Here is a 14866-nt window from a genome sequence, read left to right as displayed (position 1 = left end):
CGTCAAGTCGTCGCCAAGGTGCCAGTGGCCACAACCGGACCTGTCGGGGTCGGTTCGGGCGATCCTCCTGGCGGTTCGATCGAAATGGCGAGTACCGCGCCGGTCCGAAGGTCTTGGCGACGGGCGGTCGGAACGGTGATGCGCGTCGCACCGTCTCTGTTCAACAGACCCAGCGAGTAAGGTTTTCCGTCGCGAAGCACCCAAAGCTGTGCGATCTTGCCCTCCGGGGCCAGCGTATTGTCTGCGATGCGGAGCTCGCCGCGATCCATATCCATCGTCGTGCCGATCGGCTTGGCGTCCTTTGCCTCCGGGGCCAGCGCCGCGATCATCAGATTGGGTGAGCGAGCCTCAGGATGCGGGAGTGATACGGGCTCGGGGCGTGGCAACAGGAACAGCAGTAATATGGCAGCGATCGCGACTGCGGCCGAGGCGGTCGCCCATATCGGCGTGCGCGGCTTGGCGGCAGGCGCGGCGACGATCTGCGCTGTGATATGGGCAGGCGCATCTGCGGGACGATAATCGTCGAAGAGATGGGCGAAGTGATTGCGCCACCATTCAACCTCCGCCGCGAAATGCGGGTCGGACAAGATCCGACGAAGCGCGGCTGCGCGTTCCTCGCCATCGAGCAGCCCCAGCACCAGTTCGCCGGCCATCATATCGGGATCAGTCGTCACCGACGCACCCCCGCAATTGCATCAGACCTCGCCGGACCCATGTCTTCATCGTGCTCAGCGGCACGCCCTTCGCATCGGCCAGTTCGGCATAGGTTTTGCCGTCGAAGAACGCGGTTCGGATCGCGTCGCGTTGGCGGACTTCCAATGCTTCGAGGCATTCGTGAAGCCGTTGTGCCGTCTCCGTTCGCTCGACGGTCAGGGACTGATCGGGTGAATCATCCGCGATTTCGGCGGCGGCGTCTATCGGCGAGGTCGGCCTTTTGCGACGCGCGCGCACCCAGTCGATCGAGCGGTTGCGTGCGATGGTGGCGAGCCAGGCCATGGGGCTCGCCTGCCCCGGTTGGAACGCCCCTGCGCGTTTCCAGATGGTGGTGTAAACGTCGTGCAGGACATCTTCGGCGGAACTACGATCACCGCATATCCGAAGGCAAATGCCGAACAGCTTGGCAGATGTCATGCGGTATAATTCGCTGAGCGCATCCTGATCCTCCGCCCCAATACGGTCCAGCGCGTCGCACAATTTGACACGCGCCTCGATGGGATCGGTTGGGATAGAGTGCACCGGGATTTGGTAGACATTCGGGCCTGCGGACGCAATCCATCATGGCTCCCGAAGAGGAGCTAGGAGACGGATATGCGCGTGCTAGTCATTGGTTTGGGCGACATCGCCCACAAGGCCTATCTGCCCGTTCTGGCGACCCGCCCCGACGTCGAGCTGCACCTCGCCACCCGCAACGCGCGAACCCTGACGGAAGCCGGACGCGCCTTTCACGCCGCCGGCACCTATTGCAGCCTCGACGATGCGATGGCCAGCGGGCATTTCGACGCCGCCTTCGTCCATGCCGCAACCGAGGCGCATCCGTCCTTGGTCCGACGCTTGCTCGATCGCCACATCCCGACATTCGTCGACAAGCCCTTGGCCGACAATCTGGCGGAAGCCGAGCAGCTGGTGGCTTTGGCGGAGCGTCAAAGGACATTGTTGGCCGTCGGTTTCAACCGCCGGTTCGCGCCCGATTATGCCGCGCTCAAGGGGTCGAGGGCGAACCTGCTCATGATGGAGAAGCACCGCCACCGCCAACTCAATGTGCCGCGCCGCGTGATCTTCGACGATTTCATCCATGTCATTGATACGCTGCTGTTTCTCGCACCGTCATCGGTGACCCGCCATAGCATCGAGGCCCATGGCGAAGGCGGATCACTGTCGGCCATCATCCTGACATTGGCGGGCGAAGGCTTCACCGCGATCGGGACCATGCACCGCGACAGCGGGCTGAACGAGGAACGGCTGGACGTGATCGGAAACGGCCTGCGGCAATCCGTGTTCAATATCTCGGAGCACATTCGCCTGGACGGGACCGAATGTCATCAGCGCCGGGGCGACTGGACGTCAGTCGGGCAACAGCGCGGTTTCGAGGCGATGTGCTCCGATTTCCTGTCGGCGGTCCGCGAGGGACGGCCTACCCGTGCAGACGACATTCTGGCGACCCACGCGCTTTGCGAGGTGGCGACCCTCCAGGCCGAGCAGTCGGTCGCCTAGCTTCGCCGCGACGTTGCGCGCGGGACGAGGCGATCCAGCGCATCCTTATTGTCCCTGCCCCAGCCATACAGCATCTCGACCGGCTCGACGAAGCGCTGGCCCAATTCGGTCAGCTTATACTCGACCATCGGCGGGATGGCGCTATGGACATGGCGGCTGATCAAGCCGCTCGCCTCCATGTCGCGGACCGTTTGGGTCAGCATCTTCTTCGAGATGCCGGGAAGGCTTCGTAGCAAGGCGCCGGTCCGCGCGGCCCCTTCATGCCGGGCGTGAAGCGTGTGAAGGATCATGCTGGTCCATTTGGTGGCGAACAACTCCAGAATGCGGCGCGGCGCGCAATCTTCGCGCCATTCCTCATCCGGTGATCCGGGTTGCATATGGTTACTCCCTGGTGCCTGGGTCACCAAATGGTGCCTTCTGGAAGCCCTGTCCAGCTATGCCTAACTTGTTCGCAAAGAGGAGTTATTCATGGCTAAGACGGCATTGGTGGTGGGCGCTAGCGGGATCGTGGGCAGCGCGACGGCTCGGTTGCTCGTGGAGCAGGGCTGGAAGGTCCACGGCCTTGCCCGGCGTCCGACCGCGCAGGCGGGCGTACAGCCGGTCGCGGCAGACCTTCTGAACGCCCACGCTACCGCCGAAGCATTGCGCGATCTGGACCCCGATGCCGTGTTCATCACGACATGGCTGCGGCAGGATAGCGAAGCGGAGAATATCCGGGTCAACGGTGCGATGGTCCGCAACCTGTTGGACGGCCTACCGAAGCCGAACCGCCCGCGCCACGTCGCGCTGGTCACTGGTCTCAAGCATTATCTCGGTCCGTTCGAAGCCTATGGCAAAGGGGCGCTTCCGCAGACCCCCTTTCGCGAGGAACAGGGACGCCTGGACGTCGAGAATTTCTATTATGCGCAGGAGGACGAGGTGTTCGCCGCCGCCGCCCGCGATGGCTTTACGTGGAGCGTTCACCGGCCGCACACGGTGATCGGCCTGGCGGTCGGTAACGCGATGAACATGGGCACGACGCTGGCCGTCTATGCCACCTTATGCCGTGAGACAGGCCGTCCCTTCGCCTTTCCGGGTTCGGCGGCGCAATGGGCCGGCCTGACGGACATGACCGATGCGGGTCAGTTGGCCCGCCATCTGCTTTGGGCGACCGAAACGGAGGCGGCACATGACGAGGCTTTCAACGTCGTCAACGGCGACGTCTTCCGTTGGCAGTGGATGTGGGGCCGCATTGCACAGTGGTTCGGCCTGGAGCCCGCGCCGTTCGATGGCGTCGTGCGTCCGCTCGAGCGGCAGATGGTAGACGATGCGCCGCTGTGGCGTCGGATTGCCGAGCGAGAGGGGCTGGCGGAGTCTGACCTCAACCGTTTGGCATCACCCTGGCATACCGACGCGGATCTGGGCCGCCCGATCGAAGTGGTGACGGACATGAGCAAGAGCCGCCGTCTTGGCTTCACGGCGTATCAACCAACGGACGATGCGTTCTTCGCCCTGTTCGAACGGCTCCGGGCCGACCGCCTGATCCCCTGAGCCGTCACAATTCCGGCAGCGTCTGGCTGGCTACGCCCCAGCCGGACAGCGCCCTTCCAGAAGCACGCTCGATCAGGGCGGCAGCGTCATGGATCGTCCAAACCGCCGCGGTCTCGATATCGCGCAATTCGGTCCATGAGACCGGCACTGCCACCGGTGCGCCATTTCGCGCCCTGGCAGAATAGGGCATCACCGCGGTGCTGCCGCGTTGATTGCGAAGCCAGTCGATAAAGATGCGGTCCTTGCGGCTGGCCTTGGACATGGTCGCGACAAAGCGATCGGGCTCCAGAGCGGCGAGCGCGCGGGCAAAGCGTTCGGCGAAGCTCTTGACCTCGGTCCATTCGGCAAGGGGCTGAAGCGGTACGACCACATGCACGCCCTTACCCCCCGATAACATCGGGAAGCTGGTGAGGCCGACCTCCGCCAGTTGCTCCTTGAGGTGCTCGGCCGCCTTCTTCGTGTCGGTGAAGGCTAGGCCTTCGTCCGGGTCCAGATCGAACACCATTCGGTCGGGCTTCTCCAAGGTGGCGACCCGAGAGCCCCATCCATGAAACTCGATGGCGCCCATCTGTACGCAGGCGACCAGCCCGTCAGCGTCTTTCACATAGAGATAATCGTCGCTCTTGCCGTCCTTGTCGCGGATCGGCACGCGGTGGACATGCTCCCCGAAGCTGCCGGCGTCGTGCTTTTGGAAAAAGCATTTCCGCGCCCTTCCCTGAGGACAGCGGACCAAGCTGATCGGACGATCGCCGATGAAGGGAAGCATCAACCCGGCCATACTGGCATAATATTCCGCGAGTTGTCCCTTGGTGATATCACCGTCTGGAAATATGATGCGGTCGGGATGCGTCACCTTCACACTGGTTTCGCCGTCGGCGGGTTCCGGTGCATCTTCCCGGCCCGGTTCACCGCTTAGCCCCAGAAAACTGGCATGACGCAGCAGTCCGTCGGGTGTCACTTCCGCATAGGCTATGTCGGCCGCCAGGCTGGGCGTCACCCAATGCGCACCGCGAACCATCGCGCGGGGGGCGTCGACGGTTGCCGTCGTGCGCTCCAGTCGTTCCAGCTTATCGACGATCGCATCCATGCTCGTCGTATCGAAGCCCGTTCCGACCTTCCCTGCATAGGCAAGACCACCCGGCCCTTCCTGCCCCAGCAAGAGCGATCGAAACCCGCGACGCTTGTCGGACGGCAACCACCCCACGATCCGAAAACGGCCGCGCTGAACGCATTTTACCTTGATCCAGGCCCTGGCGCGGCCCGAGTGATAGGGCGCGTCCGCACGCTTGGACACGACCCCTTCCAATCCGTCTCGACACATTTGCTCGAGCAGGGCTTCCCCCTTCCCGATGACGTGTTCCGAGAAACGGATGGCGTTCGGCGCGTCGTTCAGCAGCGCACGAAGCCGCTCCTTGCGATCAAGTGTCGATAACTCGCCGATGTCGTCGCCATCCTGTTCGATCAGGTCGAAGGCCATGAAAACCATCTCGCCACCTTCGCTGATGGCGGTCTTCAGAGTCGAAAAATCGGGGCGACCGTCTTTGAAGGCCACGACTTCACCGCCGATCGGGGCCGCCCCGGGGAGGCGCGCCGCAGCCTTTGCGATCGCCGGGAATCTGTCGGTCCAGTCCAGCCCGGTTCGCGTGAAGATCGTCGCTTTCCCGCCCCCTGTGGCGATCATGACCCTGTAGCCGTCGAACTTGATCTCATGGAGCCACACGTCCCCGGTGGGAACCGTATCGCGCAAGGTGCAGAGTTGTGGCTCGCGGAAAACCGGCATTGCCGTGGTTCTCTTGACGTTCCGTTTGATCCGTTCGGGCGGGGCCTTCGATTTCGCCGCCTTTCCGCCTGAAATCTCGGACATGGTCCGGCCGGAGGCGACGCTGGTCAGCGCCTCTTCGACGAGCGCATCGGTCGCGCCCGCGAAGTCATCCTCGACCTTGCGCAGCAGCCAGTTCTCTCGCTTTTCCCGGCCCCGCGGTTTCAAGCGGATCAGCATCCACTCGCCGCGCATGCGTTCGCCGTCCAGCACGAAATGAAGATGCCCTTTGGCGAGATCGGCGGCCGACTTGCCCGCGACGGGTGCCCATGTGCCCCGGTCCCAAAGCATCACGGTCCCGCCGCCATATTCTCCCTGGGGAATGACCCCCTCGAAATCCGAATAGGATAGCGGGTGATCCTCGGTCCGCACCGCCAGACGCTTTTCATTGGGGTCCAGGCTTGGGCCACGTGTGACCGCCCAGCTTTTCAGCACACCGTCCACTTCCAGACGGAAATCCCAATGCAGCCGGGTGGCATCATGCTTCTGCACGATGAAGCTGTTGGCGTGACCGTGCGCCAGCGCCCCGGTCGGTTCCGGCGTTCGCGAAAAATCCCGCTTGGCGTTGTAGATCGCCAGCGTATCGCTCTCCGCCGCTGCGATCGAGGCTTTGCGGCGATCAGGCACGTTTCTTCACCGAGGACTTCGCGGGCGCGCGTTTGCGGGGGGCGGATTTCTTGGGCGGCGCCTTGTTCGCGGTCGAGCCGCCACCCTTCCCGTCCATCGACTGACGGAGCGCCGCCATCAGATCGACGACGTTCGACGCCGTCGGGGCATTGGTCGCGCCATCATCCTCGATGACCTTCTTGCCACGCGACTTGCGTTTCCGTTCGATCAGATCCTTCAGCGCATCGACGTAGCGATCGTGAAATTCCTGCGGATGGAACGCCGCGCTCTTCCGGTCGATCAGCGCCTCCGCCAGGTCCAGCAACTCGCCATCCGGCTCGTCGTCGGGGATTTCGCGAAAATAGCCTAGCGCCTTTTCCATCTCATCGGCGTAGCGGAGAGTTTCGAGCACCATGCCGCGCCCCGAGGGTTTGAGGCTGACGACATATTCGCGCCCCCGCAGCGCCAACTGGCCCAGCCCGACCTTCTTGGTGTGCTTCAACGCCTCGCGAAGGACGATAAAGGCCTCGTTCGCCAGGTCGTCCGCCGGGACGACGAAGAACGGTTTTTCGTAATACAGCACGTCGATGGCGTCCGCGTCGACGAACTGGGTCAGTTCCAGGGTCCGTTTGGATTCGAGCTTTACGGCGTCGATCTCATCCTGTTCGAGCAGGACAAATTCGCCCTTCTTCACCTCATAGCCCTTCATGATCTCATCCTTGTCGACGGGACCAATGCCGGTCACGACCTTCTCATAATGGATCGGCTTGCCGCTGGGTTCGTGGATCTGCTTGAACGAGATGGTGGCGCCCGAGCGGGTGGCGGAATAGATTTCGACCGGAATGCTCACCAAGGCGAGCTTGATCTGTCCCTGCCAATAGGCGCGAGCGGCCATAAAGCGTTCTCCTTGCTCGATTATCAACGTACGAGACCCAAAGCGGGTTCACGCCCGAGGAGGCATGATGGCCAGGACGCCCAAGCTGAAGGTTTTCACCACACCCATCGGTTTCCACGATGTCTATGTCGCGGCGCCAAGCCGGGCCGCCGCGCTACGCGCCTGGGGGAGCGAGCGGGACCTGTTCGCCCGCGGCCTCGCATCCGAAGTGTCGGACCCGGAGTTGATCGCGGAAGCGCTGGCCAAGCCCGGCGAGGTCATCCGTCACCTGCGCGGCTCCGAAGCGGAGCAATTCGCCGAGCTGTCGAAAATGGATAAGGATCACCCCCAAAAGGCTGATTCACCGCCGAAAAAGCCAGCGAAGCCAAAACCACGCCCAAGCCGTACGGCGGTGACGGAGGCGGAGGCCGCGCTGAACGCTGCGGAGTCCCGGCATCACGCCGAAGATGGCGAGGCCAAGGCGCGGGTCGAGGAAGCCCAACGGCAACGCCGAGAATTGCAACGCCGTCATGCCGCCGAACGGCGCGATTTACAGTCTGCGTTGGACGAGGCGCAGGATCGCTATGATCGGGCCATCGAGCGCTGGCGCAGCGACGCTTGAACCAATCCCGGTTTGCGCATCCTAGCGTGATGGCGTCCGAAACCGATGAGCGTGGCTATGGCGTTTGCGCTCTGCTTTCCGACCAGCGTGTGACTCGCAGATATGGCATCGCCAAGCCCGCGATAGCGACGAAGAACGACGGTACGACAGACGGAACGCGATGCAGCCAATTATCGGGTTTGGATCCGTGTTGCAGCTCTATTCCTGTGCCAAGAGGTCGATCATTTCTTTCGGGCTACCGAAACGATCCAGCGCGCGCAGCGTCGAACGACCTTGATGCGCCAGTCGCATCCGGTCTCCTCGAGAAAGCGTTCGTGGATGCCGCGCGCGTGCTGGGCGAAATCATAATAATCGACCTGGTGGTGCGCGAGCACCAGTCGCCCGCCCGACCGTAATGCCTTGCCGACACAATCCGCGACGCGCGCCATGTCCAAGGGGGAAAGATAATAAAGCAACTCGGCCACAACGATCGCGTCATAGGGCCGCGCGGGAAGGCGCGCGGGCAGAGCGAGTTCGATCGCTCTCGCTCGTGGCCACGCCGCGATCGCGCTGGCGGTCAATCGCGTCCCGGCAGCCGTGCCCTCCGTCGCGTCGAGGCGAAGCGCCCTGGGCGCAATGGCACTGCTGTTCGATCCATTGCCGCTCGCCAGTTCGAGGACGCGCCCCATCGGGGCAGGGCCGAGCGCATGGAGGATTGCCGCGCGCTTCACGGCTTCGTCGCGATTGGTGAAGGTCGACCACGGATCGCCGTCAGTCGCGAACTTCTCGGCAAAGCTGCTCAAGTCGGCCGCTTTCATCATCCAGCTACCACAAAGCGTTCGACCGGATGCGCAAAGATGGTCAGTTCATGGGGTGCGATGGCGAACCCCTTTGGGTCATCCTTGATCGCACCCAACTGGGTACGATGGGCTCGGATCAGCGAGCGCTTTGTCGCCGCTCCGCCCGGCATCACGATGGTTCGGCAACGGCCCTGCTTATGTCGTAGCGGAGGCCAAACCTGATATGTCCAGCAGGGTGCCGTGATCGAAATCCGGTTCAGCGCTTCTGCCACCGCCTGGTGATCGGGATGCGCGTCATGTGGTGAGGGACCGACGATCAGATCGATGCCCCGGAGTCTCGATAGCACCCGTCGAAGCTGCACCCGGCAACGGTCGAAATTGGCTGGAAGTCCACCGTCAGGCAGGTTGAGGAACGTGACGTTTCCCCGCATCACGTCCAGCCTCGCCAACGCATTCCCGCTTTCCCGTCGCCGTGCCGCGATCAGGCGGTTGCGGAGCCAGGACACGCTTGCCGGATGCGACGCGGCACCATCGCTGACGATGATGACCTGCACGTCGCTGCCCTGACGGCGCAACGTCCGGATCAATGCCGCTGCGCCGATGATCTCGTCATCGGGATGCGGCGCGACGATCACGGCTCTGCGAACGCCCTTGATCGCCAACCTCATAGCGACGGCGCCAGCAAGCCACCCTCCACCGCCCGACCAACGCGAAGACGTTGTGCGTCCGGGACCGGCTGGCGGAGATAGACCGCCAGGTCGCTGAGCATGGCCGACAGGGGGTGCGTGACGAACTGGCTGGCGAGACCCACGGCCTCTCGTGCGATCATGATCGACCGCTCGGCGGCGTCGGTCACGGCGAGGCGGGCTGCGGCGATCCGCGCCAATCGTGCTTCGCCCTGCTCCTCGAACCAGCGTGTCGCGGCACGACGCACCACCGCGCCCGCGCCATCGGCCAGCGCGAACAACTCGGCGAGCCGTGCCGCCTGAAAGGGATCCGACGCTCGATCGGTCTGGACGAGATGGTCGCGCACCCGGTCGAAAATCCCGGCAATGCCACCGGCATGAACCGCGACGAAGCGCAACGCGCCACCGCTGAAGTAAGGCTCTTGGGCATAGACGTTCGGGATGCCGATTCGATCTTCTTCGTCGGTCAGCACCCCGTCCCAGCGGACCCGATGCGTTTCGGACCGCTGCATCCCCGTCACTTGCCACCAGCCGCGATCCATCTCCGGTCTGGTTCGTGCAAGGTCGAGCAATATCAGTTGCACGCCGTCGAGAACGTCCGCCGTGACCAAGGCATGGCTCAACACGCCTGCTCCCGACGCATAGTTCTTGCCCCCCGTCAGCCGCCCGCCGTCCAGCCGAAGCGGCTCGCCGGGCAGCCCGGCATTCCAAACGCCAAGCGTTGCACCCTGTGCGACCAATTCCCGCAGTCGCTCGATCTGTTGCATTGTGCCATGGCGGCAGACGATCTGTATGGCATCGACATGCCCCTCGACCAATCGCGCGAGCGGAAGGTCGCGGCGCCCGATCTCGTAGAGCGTCCTCAACAGGGCGACATATTCCTCGCCCGTTTGCGGGTCGCGAGCGGGATTATGGGTCCAACCGGACGCCTCAATCGTATCCCGCACGAGTTGCGCCATCGCGATCATGCCGCGATCTCGCACGATTGCCTTTCCATCGCGGACAACAGATTTTCCGCTTCAGCGAGGCCGACCAGGTCGGTGTAGATGGGGGATGCGGGAACAATCCGCATCGCAAAGGCTTCGCCATTGGGACAATCGCGTGCGACGCCCAGGACATGATCCGGCGTCAGACCCAGTCGATCGCCGAGCGCCGCTCGGATGTCGGCTCGGTCGATAATCGTGAAACTCTGCCTGGCCGCTGCATGTGCGCTCCATTGCCATGCCGCCGCCGCCGGGTGAGCGACGCGCCGATCCTCTCCGGCATCAAGGGCACGCAAGGCTCCAGCGAGACCGTTCGCCGCTCGCCCCTCGCGGCGGGAGGAGGTCTCGACGACCACGGCGCGATCGCGCCGGACTCGAAGCCCCGCTCGCGCGGCATCGTCGAGGAAGGTCGCGTCCTCGGCGGTGGCCAGAGGTTTGAAACCGCCGACGGCGCGATAGGCCGAGGCGCGCATTGCCATGTTGGCGCCGCCGCCGAAGTGATGCGTATCGCGCGCTTCCCAGGGGACGGGGTCGAGGAGACGGCGATAGCGATGCAGGCGATCATAATAACGCTCGAGCCGACCTTGCTCGGGATCGGCGAGAGCGCCGCTTCGCGTGATGCGCCCCGCGACGACATCCGCTTCCGCCAGCGCTTTCTGGCCCGCCATAATCCAATCGGGCTGCGGGATGCTGTCGGCGTCCGTCACGAACAGCAATGCTTCGCGACCCTGTAGAATGTCCAGCGCCATCGTCATGGCGGCATGGCGGGCGACACCGGCATTGGGGCCGTCCCTCCTTTGCCCCGCCGTCACGCACAGCCGGAACGAACGGTCCGAAGCCGCTCGATCCAGCAGCGTGGCACTGCGATCCTGACAATCATCCAGATAGATGCAGACGGTCAGACGCCCTCCCTCGACCACGAGTGAGCTCAAGGCGCTGAGCAGGGTCGGCAGCGACGCCTCTTCATTCCGGGCCGGGATGCACAGAATGACGGGAAGGGTATCGAGCAGGTCCGTTCTCCCGAGCACCAGCGGCCTATACGGAGGCAACCAACCACAAACCATGTGGCTGATCATCATCAATCAATCGATTATTAGGCTAATACAGGTGAAACCGACTTGATAAAAATCAATCATTTACTTGTAGGGCGATCTCGCAATCCGCGCGTTGACGATGTGATCCGATCAACAGCGAGAGACGACGATATGGCGACCAAGACCAGCAAGGGCGATGCGGGCAAGATGAAGGGCGAAAGCCCGGCCAAGGCACCGCCCCTTCCCGCAGGTGCCGAAATGCCGACCCATTATGCCGAGGCCCAGGGTCATGGCGGCGAGACGCACCAGACGACCGACGACCCCGCCCGCACGCTGACCACGCAGCAGGGCGTACCGGTCGCCGACGATCAGAACAGCCTGCGCGCAGGGGAGCGCGGCCCCACGCTGCTCGAAGATTTCATCCTGCGCGAGAAAATCTTCCACTTCGACCATGAGCGAATTCCGGAGCGCGTCGTCCACGCGCGCGGCTATGGCGCGCATGGGGTGTTCGAACTGACCGACAGCTTGGCCGACTATACCCGCGCCGACGTCCTCAGCCAGGTCGGGCAGCAGACGGAGGTGTTCGTCCGCTTCTCGACCGTGGCGGGCAACAAGGGATCGATGGACCTTGCCCGGGACGTGCGCGGCTTCGCGGTCAAGTTCTACACCAAGGAGGGCAATTGGGACATTGTCGGCAACAATATCCCGGTCTTCTTCATCCAGGACCCGATCAAGTTCCCCGACCTGGTCCACGCGGTAAAGCAGGAGCCGGACCGTGCGTTCCCGCAAGCCCAGTCGGCCCATGACAATTACTGGGACTTCGCCAGCCTGACCCCCGAAGCGTGGCATATGGTCATGTGGCAGATGTCGGACCGGACCATCCCCCGCTCGTTCCGCACGATGGAAGGCTTCGGCGTCCACAGCTTCCGACTGGTCAATGCCGAGGGGAAGTCGACGTTCGTGAAGTTCCACTGGAAGCCGCGACAGGGCTTGCAGTCGGTTCTGTGGAACGAGGCGGTCAAGATCAACGGGGCCGATCCTGACTTCCACCGTCGCGACCTGTGGCAGGCGATCGAGGCCGGCGATTTCCCGCAATGGGATTTGGGCGTACAGTTGTTCGACCAGGAGACGGCCGATCGCCTCCCCTTCGATCATCTCGATTCGACCAAGCTGATCCCCGAAGAGGATGTGCCCGTCCGCATCATCGGCACACTGACCCTCAACCGCAATGTCGACAATTTCTTCGCGGCGACGGAGCAGGTGGCTTTCTGCACGCAGAATGTGGTGCCCGGCATCGACTTCTCGGACGATCCGCTTCTGCATGGGCGTAACTTTTCCTATCTGGACACGCAGCTCAAGCGGCTGGGCGGGCCGAATTTCACGCATATCCCGGTCAATGCCCCGCGCTGCCCGGTCATGAATTTCCAGCAGGACGGCCATATGGCGATGCGCAATCCCAAGGGCCGCGCCAATTACGAGCCGAACAGCTGGGGCCCCGAAGGTGGCCCACGCGAGAACCCGACGGCCGGTTACCGCAGTTACCCGGCCGAGGTTCGGGGAACCAAGCAGCGCATCCGGGCGGAGACATTCTCCGACCATTATAGCCAGGCGCGTCAATTCTTCGTCAGCCAGGTGCCGATCGAGCAGAAGCATATCGGCGACGCCCTGGTATTCGAACTGTCGAAGGTCGAGCGCGTCGACATCCGGGCACGCGCGGTGTCGCACCTCCGCCTGATTGACGAGGGTCTGGCGGCGACGGTGGCGGACGGGCTGGGGCTTGAGCTGCCCGAACCGGCCAAGGCGGCCAAGCCGACGCTGAACCTGTCGGCGTCGCCGAAGCTTAGCATCCTGGCCAATGGTCCGAAAAGCTTTGCGGGTCGCAAGATGGGCCTTTTGCTAACCGATGGTGCCAGCGCGGACCTATTCAAGGGGCTGACCAAGGCGCTCGACGCCGAGGGCGGCTTGTGGGAGGTCGTCGCGCCCAAGATCGGTGGCGTGACCCTCGACGACGGGACCAAGGTCGCCGCCAAGCAGAAGATCGATGGCGGTCCCTCGGTCCTCTATGATGCGGTCGCGGTCCTGCCATCGGCGCAAGGCGCCGCGATGCTGGCGAAGGATGCCACGGCGAAGGACTTTGTGGCCGACGCCTTTGCGCATTGCAAGTTCATCGGTCACACGGCGGATGCGGACAGTCTGTTCGATGCGGCCGGGGTCAAGGACCGCGATGACGGCTTCGTGCCGCTCGCCAAGTCCAACGACGCGAAGACTTTCGTTACGCAATGCCGCGAATTGCGCTTCTGGGCGCGCGAATTGGAAGTCGATCTCGATGCCGCCTCGCTAAAGGCCTGACGTCACTGCGATCCCGGTCATCGGACCGGGATCGCATCCCATCGAAAGGACGTTACTTGTCCGCTATCTGCACATTGCGATAACGGGGATTGAGCAGCTGGAAGACCAGCAGTGCGAAGAGATAGGCGACGCCGCACGCGATGAAGAAAGGCTGATAGCTCCCCACGCGGTCGAGGAGCACGCCCAAAGCCTTGGACGCGATGAACCCGCCCGTCGCCCCGGCAAAGCCACCCAGGCCAATTAGCGTGCCTTGGGCGTAGCGCGGAAACTGATCGCCCGGCAGAGCAAAGAGATTGGTCGAGAAGCCCTGATGCGCGGCACAGGCCAGGCCGATCATTGCCACGGCGATCCAGATGCTGCTCGCCTGTGCGGCGAACATGACCGGGAGGGCGAACAAAGCGCAGGCGAACATCGCGCGCTTGCGGGCCCACCCCGTCTCGGCCCCGCGCTTGAGCAGGCGCGACGAATACCAGCCACCGACGATCGCCCCGACATCGGCCATGATATAGATGGCGACTAGCGGCGGTCCGAAACTCTTCAGGTCATAGCCATAGCGGCTATGGAAAAAGTCCGGCAGCCAGAACAGGAACGTCCACCAGACAGGATCGATCAGGAAGCGGCCCGTCATATAGGACCAGGATTCGCGGTGGCGCATCACCGTCAGAAAGCCCGCGCGACCCGACGTTTCGACCGGCTCGGCTTCGATCCAGGCGCGTTCCTCCGGCGTGATCCGCGGATGCGCGTGAGGGGGATGATAGAGCCGCCACCATGCCGTTAGCCAGATGAGGTTGAAGAGCCCGGTGATGATGAACGCCCAGCGCCAGTCGAGCACCATATCGGCGATGAGGAAGCCCACGAGAAGCGGCGTGACCACCGCACCGACATTGGCGCCGGCATTGAAGATGCCGATCGCCAGCGCCCGCTCCTTCTTCGGAAACCATTGCGATGCGGCGGCGAGAGCGGACGGAAATGTCCCCGCCTCGCCAAAGGCCAGCGGGATGCGAGCCAGCGCGAACCCAGTGGTCGAGGTGACGAGTGTCTGGGCGAAATGCCCGACCGTCCATGCGCCCATCGCAAGCAGATAACCGGCACGCGGCCCGATCCGGTCGATCAGCCAGCCGAACAACAGAAAACCTAAGCCATAGGCGACCTGAAAATAGCCGGTGATGTCGCCATAGCCGCTATTGGTCCAGCCGTAGAGCGCGGTCAGCTGCGGCTTGAGCACGCCCAACACCAACCGGTCGATATAGCTGAGCACGACCGCCGCGAAGAGCAGGCCGCAAATGACCCAACGGATCCGGCCGCGTGGCGGCGGAACGGCGTGGACGGCAGTTTCTGGCGCGGTCGCGGCGGCTTGGGTCAGGTCGCTCATC

14 protein-coding genes are annotated in these 14866 nt (G+C 63.5%); 4 read left to right on the top strand and 10 right to left on the bottom strand.

What is annotated here, in order from left to right; translation table 11 throughout:
* Positions 1–2: 2 nt before the first annotated feature.
* Positions 3–674 (bottom strand): anti-sigma factor, encoded by a 672-nt coding sequence (locus ACWPWT_RS17370; protein WP_454280732.1) that lies wholly within the window; start codon positions 672–674, stop codon positions 3–5.
* Positions 664–1236, bottom strand: a complete 573-nt coding sequence (locus tag ACWPWT_RS17365) for a sigma-70 family RNA polymerase sigma factor (protein WP_261269491.1) — start codon at positions 1234–1236, stop codon at positions 664–666. The genes ACWPWT_RS17370 and ACWPWT_RS17365 overlap by 11 nt, the downstream gene beginning before the upstream one ends.
* 72 nt (positions 1237–1308) lie before the next feature.
* On the opposite strand from ACWPWT_RS17365, the gene ACWPWT_RS17360 reads away from it, so the two are divergent.
* Entirely contained in the window at positions 1309–2211 is a 903-nt protein-coding gene (locus tag ACWPWT_RS17360) for a Gfo/Idh/MocA family protein (protein ID WP_454280731.1), read from the top strand.
* Here ACWPWT_RS17360 and ACWPWT_RS17355 read toward each other — a convergent pair.
* Positions 2208–2588 carry a winged helix-turn-helix transcriptional regulator gene (locus ACWPWT_RS17355; RefSeq protein ID WP_261269489.1) on the bottom strand — a complete coding sequence of 127 codons (381 nt, stop codon included), beginning with the start codon at positions 2586–2588 and terminating at the stop codon, positions 2208–2210. The genes ACWPWT_RS17360 and ACWPWT_RS17355 overlap by 4 nt on opposite strands.
* Positions 2589–2679: 91 nt before the next feature.
* Here ACWPWT_RS17355 and ACWPWT_RS17350 point away from each other — a divergent pair, with 91 nt between their 5' ends.
* Positions 2680–3741: an SDR family oxidoreductase gene (locus ACWPWT_RS17350; RefSeq protein ID WP_454280730.1), complete on the top strand. Its 1062-nt coding sequence runs from the start codon at positions 2680–2682 to the stop codon at positions 3739–3741.
* 4 nt (positions 3742–3745) lie between these two features.
* Here ACWPWT_RS17350 and ligD read toward each other — a convergent pair whose 3' ends face one another.
* A complete protein-coding gene (ligD, locus tag ACWPWT_RS17345) occupies positions 3746–6187 on the bottom strand; it encodes a DNA ligase D (protein WP_454280729.1) in 2442 nt (813 codons plus the stop codon).
* Positions 6180–7061 carry a non-homologous end joining protein Ku gene (ku, locus tag ACWPWT_RS17340; RefSeq protein ID WP_454280728.1) on the bottom strand — a complete coding sequence of 294 codons (882 nt, stop codon included), beginning with the start codon at positions 7059–7061 and terminating at the stop codon, positions 6180–6182. Before ku ends, ligD begins: the two co-directional genes overlap by 8 nt.
* A gap of 67 nt (positions 7062–7128) precedes the next feature.
* Between ku and ACWPWT_RS17335 the strand changes: the two genes are divergently transcribed.
* Complete coding sequence (locus tag ACWPWT_RS17335) at positions 7129–7662, top strand: hypothetical protein (RefSeq protein ID WP_454280727.1); 534 nt, start codon at positions 7129–7131, stop codon at positions 7660–7662.
* 221 nt (positions 7663–7883) lie between these two features.
* Here the strand turns inward: ACWPWT_RS17335 and ACWPWT_RS17330 are convergent, their stop codons facing one another.
* Genes ACWPWT_RS17330 through ACWPWT_RS17315 form a run of 4 tightly spaced genes read right to left on the bottom strand, consistent with a single transcriptional unit; the run spans position 7884 to position 11138 of the window.
* A complete protein-coding gene (locus ACWPWT_RS17330) occupies positions 7884–8462 on the bottom strand; it encodes a methyltransferase (protein WP_454280726.1) in 579 nt (192 codons plus the stop codon).
* Positions 8459–9109 (bottom strand): PIG-L deacetylase family protein, encoded by a 651-nt coding sequence (locus ACWPWT_RS17325; RefSeq protein WP_454280725.1) that lies wholly within the window; start codon positions 9107–9109, stop codon positions 8459–8461. The genes ACWPWT_RS17330 and ACWPWT_RS17325 overlap by 4 nt, the downstream gene beginning before the upstream one ends.
* Positions 9106–10110: an acyl-CoA dehydrogenase gene (locus ACWPWT_RS17320; RefSeq protein WP_454280724.1), complete on the bottom strand. Its 1005-nt coding sequence runs from the start codon at positions 10108–10110 to the stop codon at positions 9106–9108. The genes ACWPWT_RS17325 and ACWPWT_RS17320 overlap by 4 nt, the downstream gene beginning before the upstream one ends.
* The gene (locus tag ACWPWT_RS17315; RefSeq protein WP_454280723.1) at positions 10092–11138 is read right to left on the bottom strand and encodes a glycosyltransferase; all 1047 of its coding nucleotides are present in this window, start codon (positions 11136–11138) and stop codon (positions 10092–10094) included. Before ACWPWT_RS17315 ends, ACWPWT_RS17320 begins: the two co-directional genes overlap by 19 nt.
* Before the next feature lie 177 nt (positions 11139–11315).
* Between ACWPWT_RS17315 and ACWPWT_RS17310 the strand changes: the two genes are divergently transcribed.
* Complete coding sequence (locus tag ACWPWT_RS17310) at positions 11316–13493, top strand: catalase (RefSeq protein WP_454280722.1); 2178 nt, start codon at positions 11316–11318, stop codon at positions 13491–13493.
* 52 nt (positions 13494–13545) lie between these two features.
* Here ACWPWT_RS17310 and ACWPWT_RS17305 read toward each other — a convergent pair whose 3' ends face one another.
* Positions 13546–14865: an MFS transporter gene (locus tag ACWPWT_RS17305; RefSeq protein WP_454280721.1), complete on the bottom strand. Its 1320-nt coding sequence runs from the start codon at positions 14863–14865 to the stop codon at positions 13546–13548.
* Position 14866 lies beyond the last annotated feature (1 nt).

The organism is Sphingomonas sp. Marseille-Q8236, assembly GCF_965112005.1.
Note: the sequence above shows the minus strand (reverse complement) of the source record. Positions and strands in the feature narration are given on the sequence as shown.

Coding starts and splice junctions, on each gene's coding strand:
- ACWPWT_RS17310 (WP_454280722.1), top strand. CDS start 11,316: ATGGCGACCAAGACCAGCAAGGGCGATGCGGGCAAGATGAAGGGCGAA.
- ACWPWT_RS17360 (WP_454280731.1), top strand. CDS start 1,309: ATGCGCGTGCTAGTCATTGGTTTGGGCGACATCGCCCACAAGGCCTAT.
- ACWPWT_RS17350 (WP_454280730.1), top strand. CDS start 2,680: ATGGCTAAGACGGCATTGGTGGTGGGCGCTAGCGGGATCGTGGGCAGC.
- ACWPWT_RS17325 (WP_454280725.1), bottom strand. CDS start 9,109: ATGAGGTTGGCGATCAAGGGCGTTCGCAGAGCCGTGATCGTCGCGCCG.
- ACWPWT_RS17330 (WP_454280726.1), bottom strand. CDS start 8,462: ATGATGAAAGCGGCCGACTTGAGCAGCTTTGCCGAGAAGTTCGCGACT.
- ACWPWT_RS17335 (WP_454280727.1), top strand. CDS start 7,129: ATGGCCAGGACGCCCAAGCTGAAGGTTTTCACCACACCCATCGGTTTC.
- ACWPWT_RS17355 (WP_261269489.1), bottom strand. CDS start 2,588: ATGCAACCCGGATCACCGGATGAGGAATGGCGCGAAGATTGCGCGCCG.
- ACWPWT_RS17305 (WP_454280721.1), bottom strand. CDS start 14,865: ATGAGCGACCTGACCCAAGCCGCCGCGACCGCGCCAGAAACTGCCGTC.
- ku (WP_454280728.1), bottom strand. CDS start 7,061: ATGGCCGCTCGCGCCTATTGGCAGGGACAGATCAAGCTCGCCTTGGTG.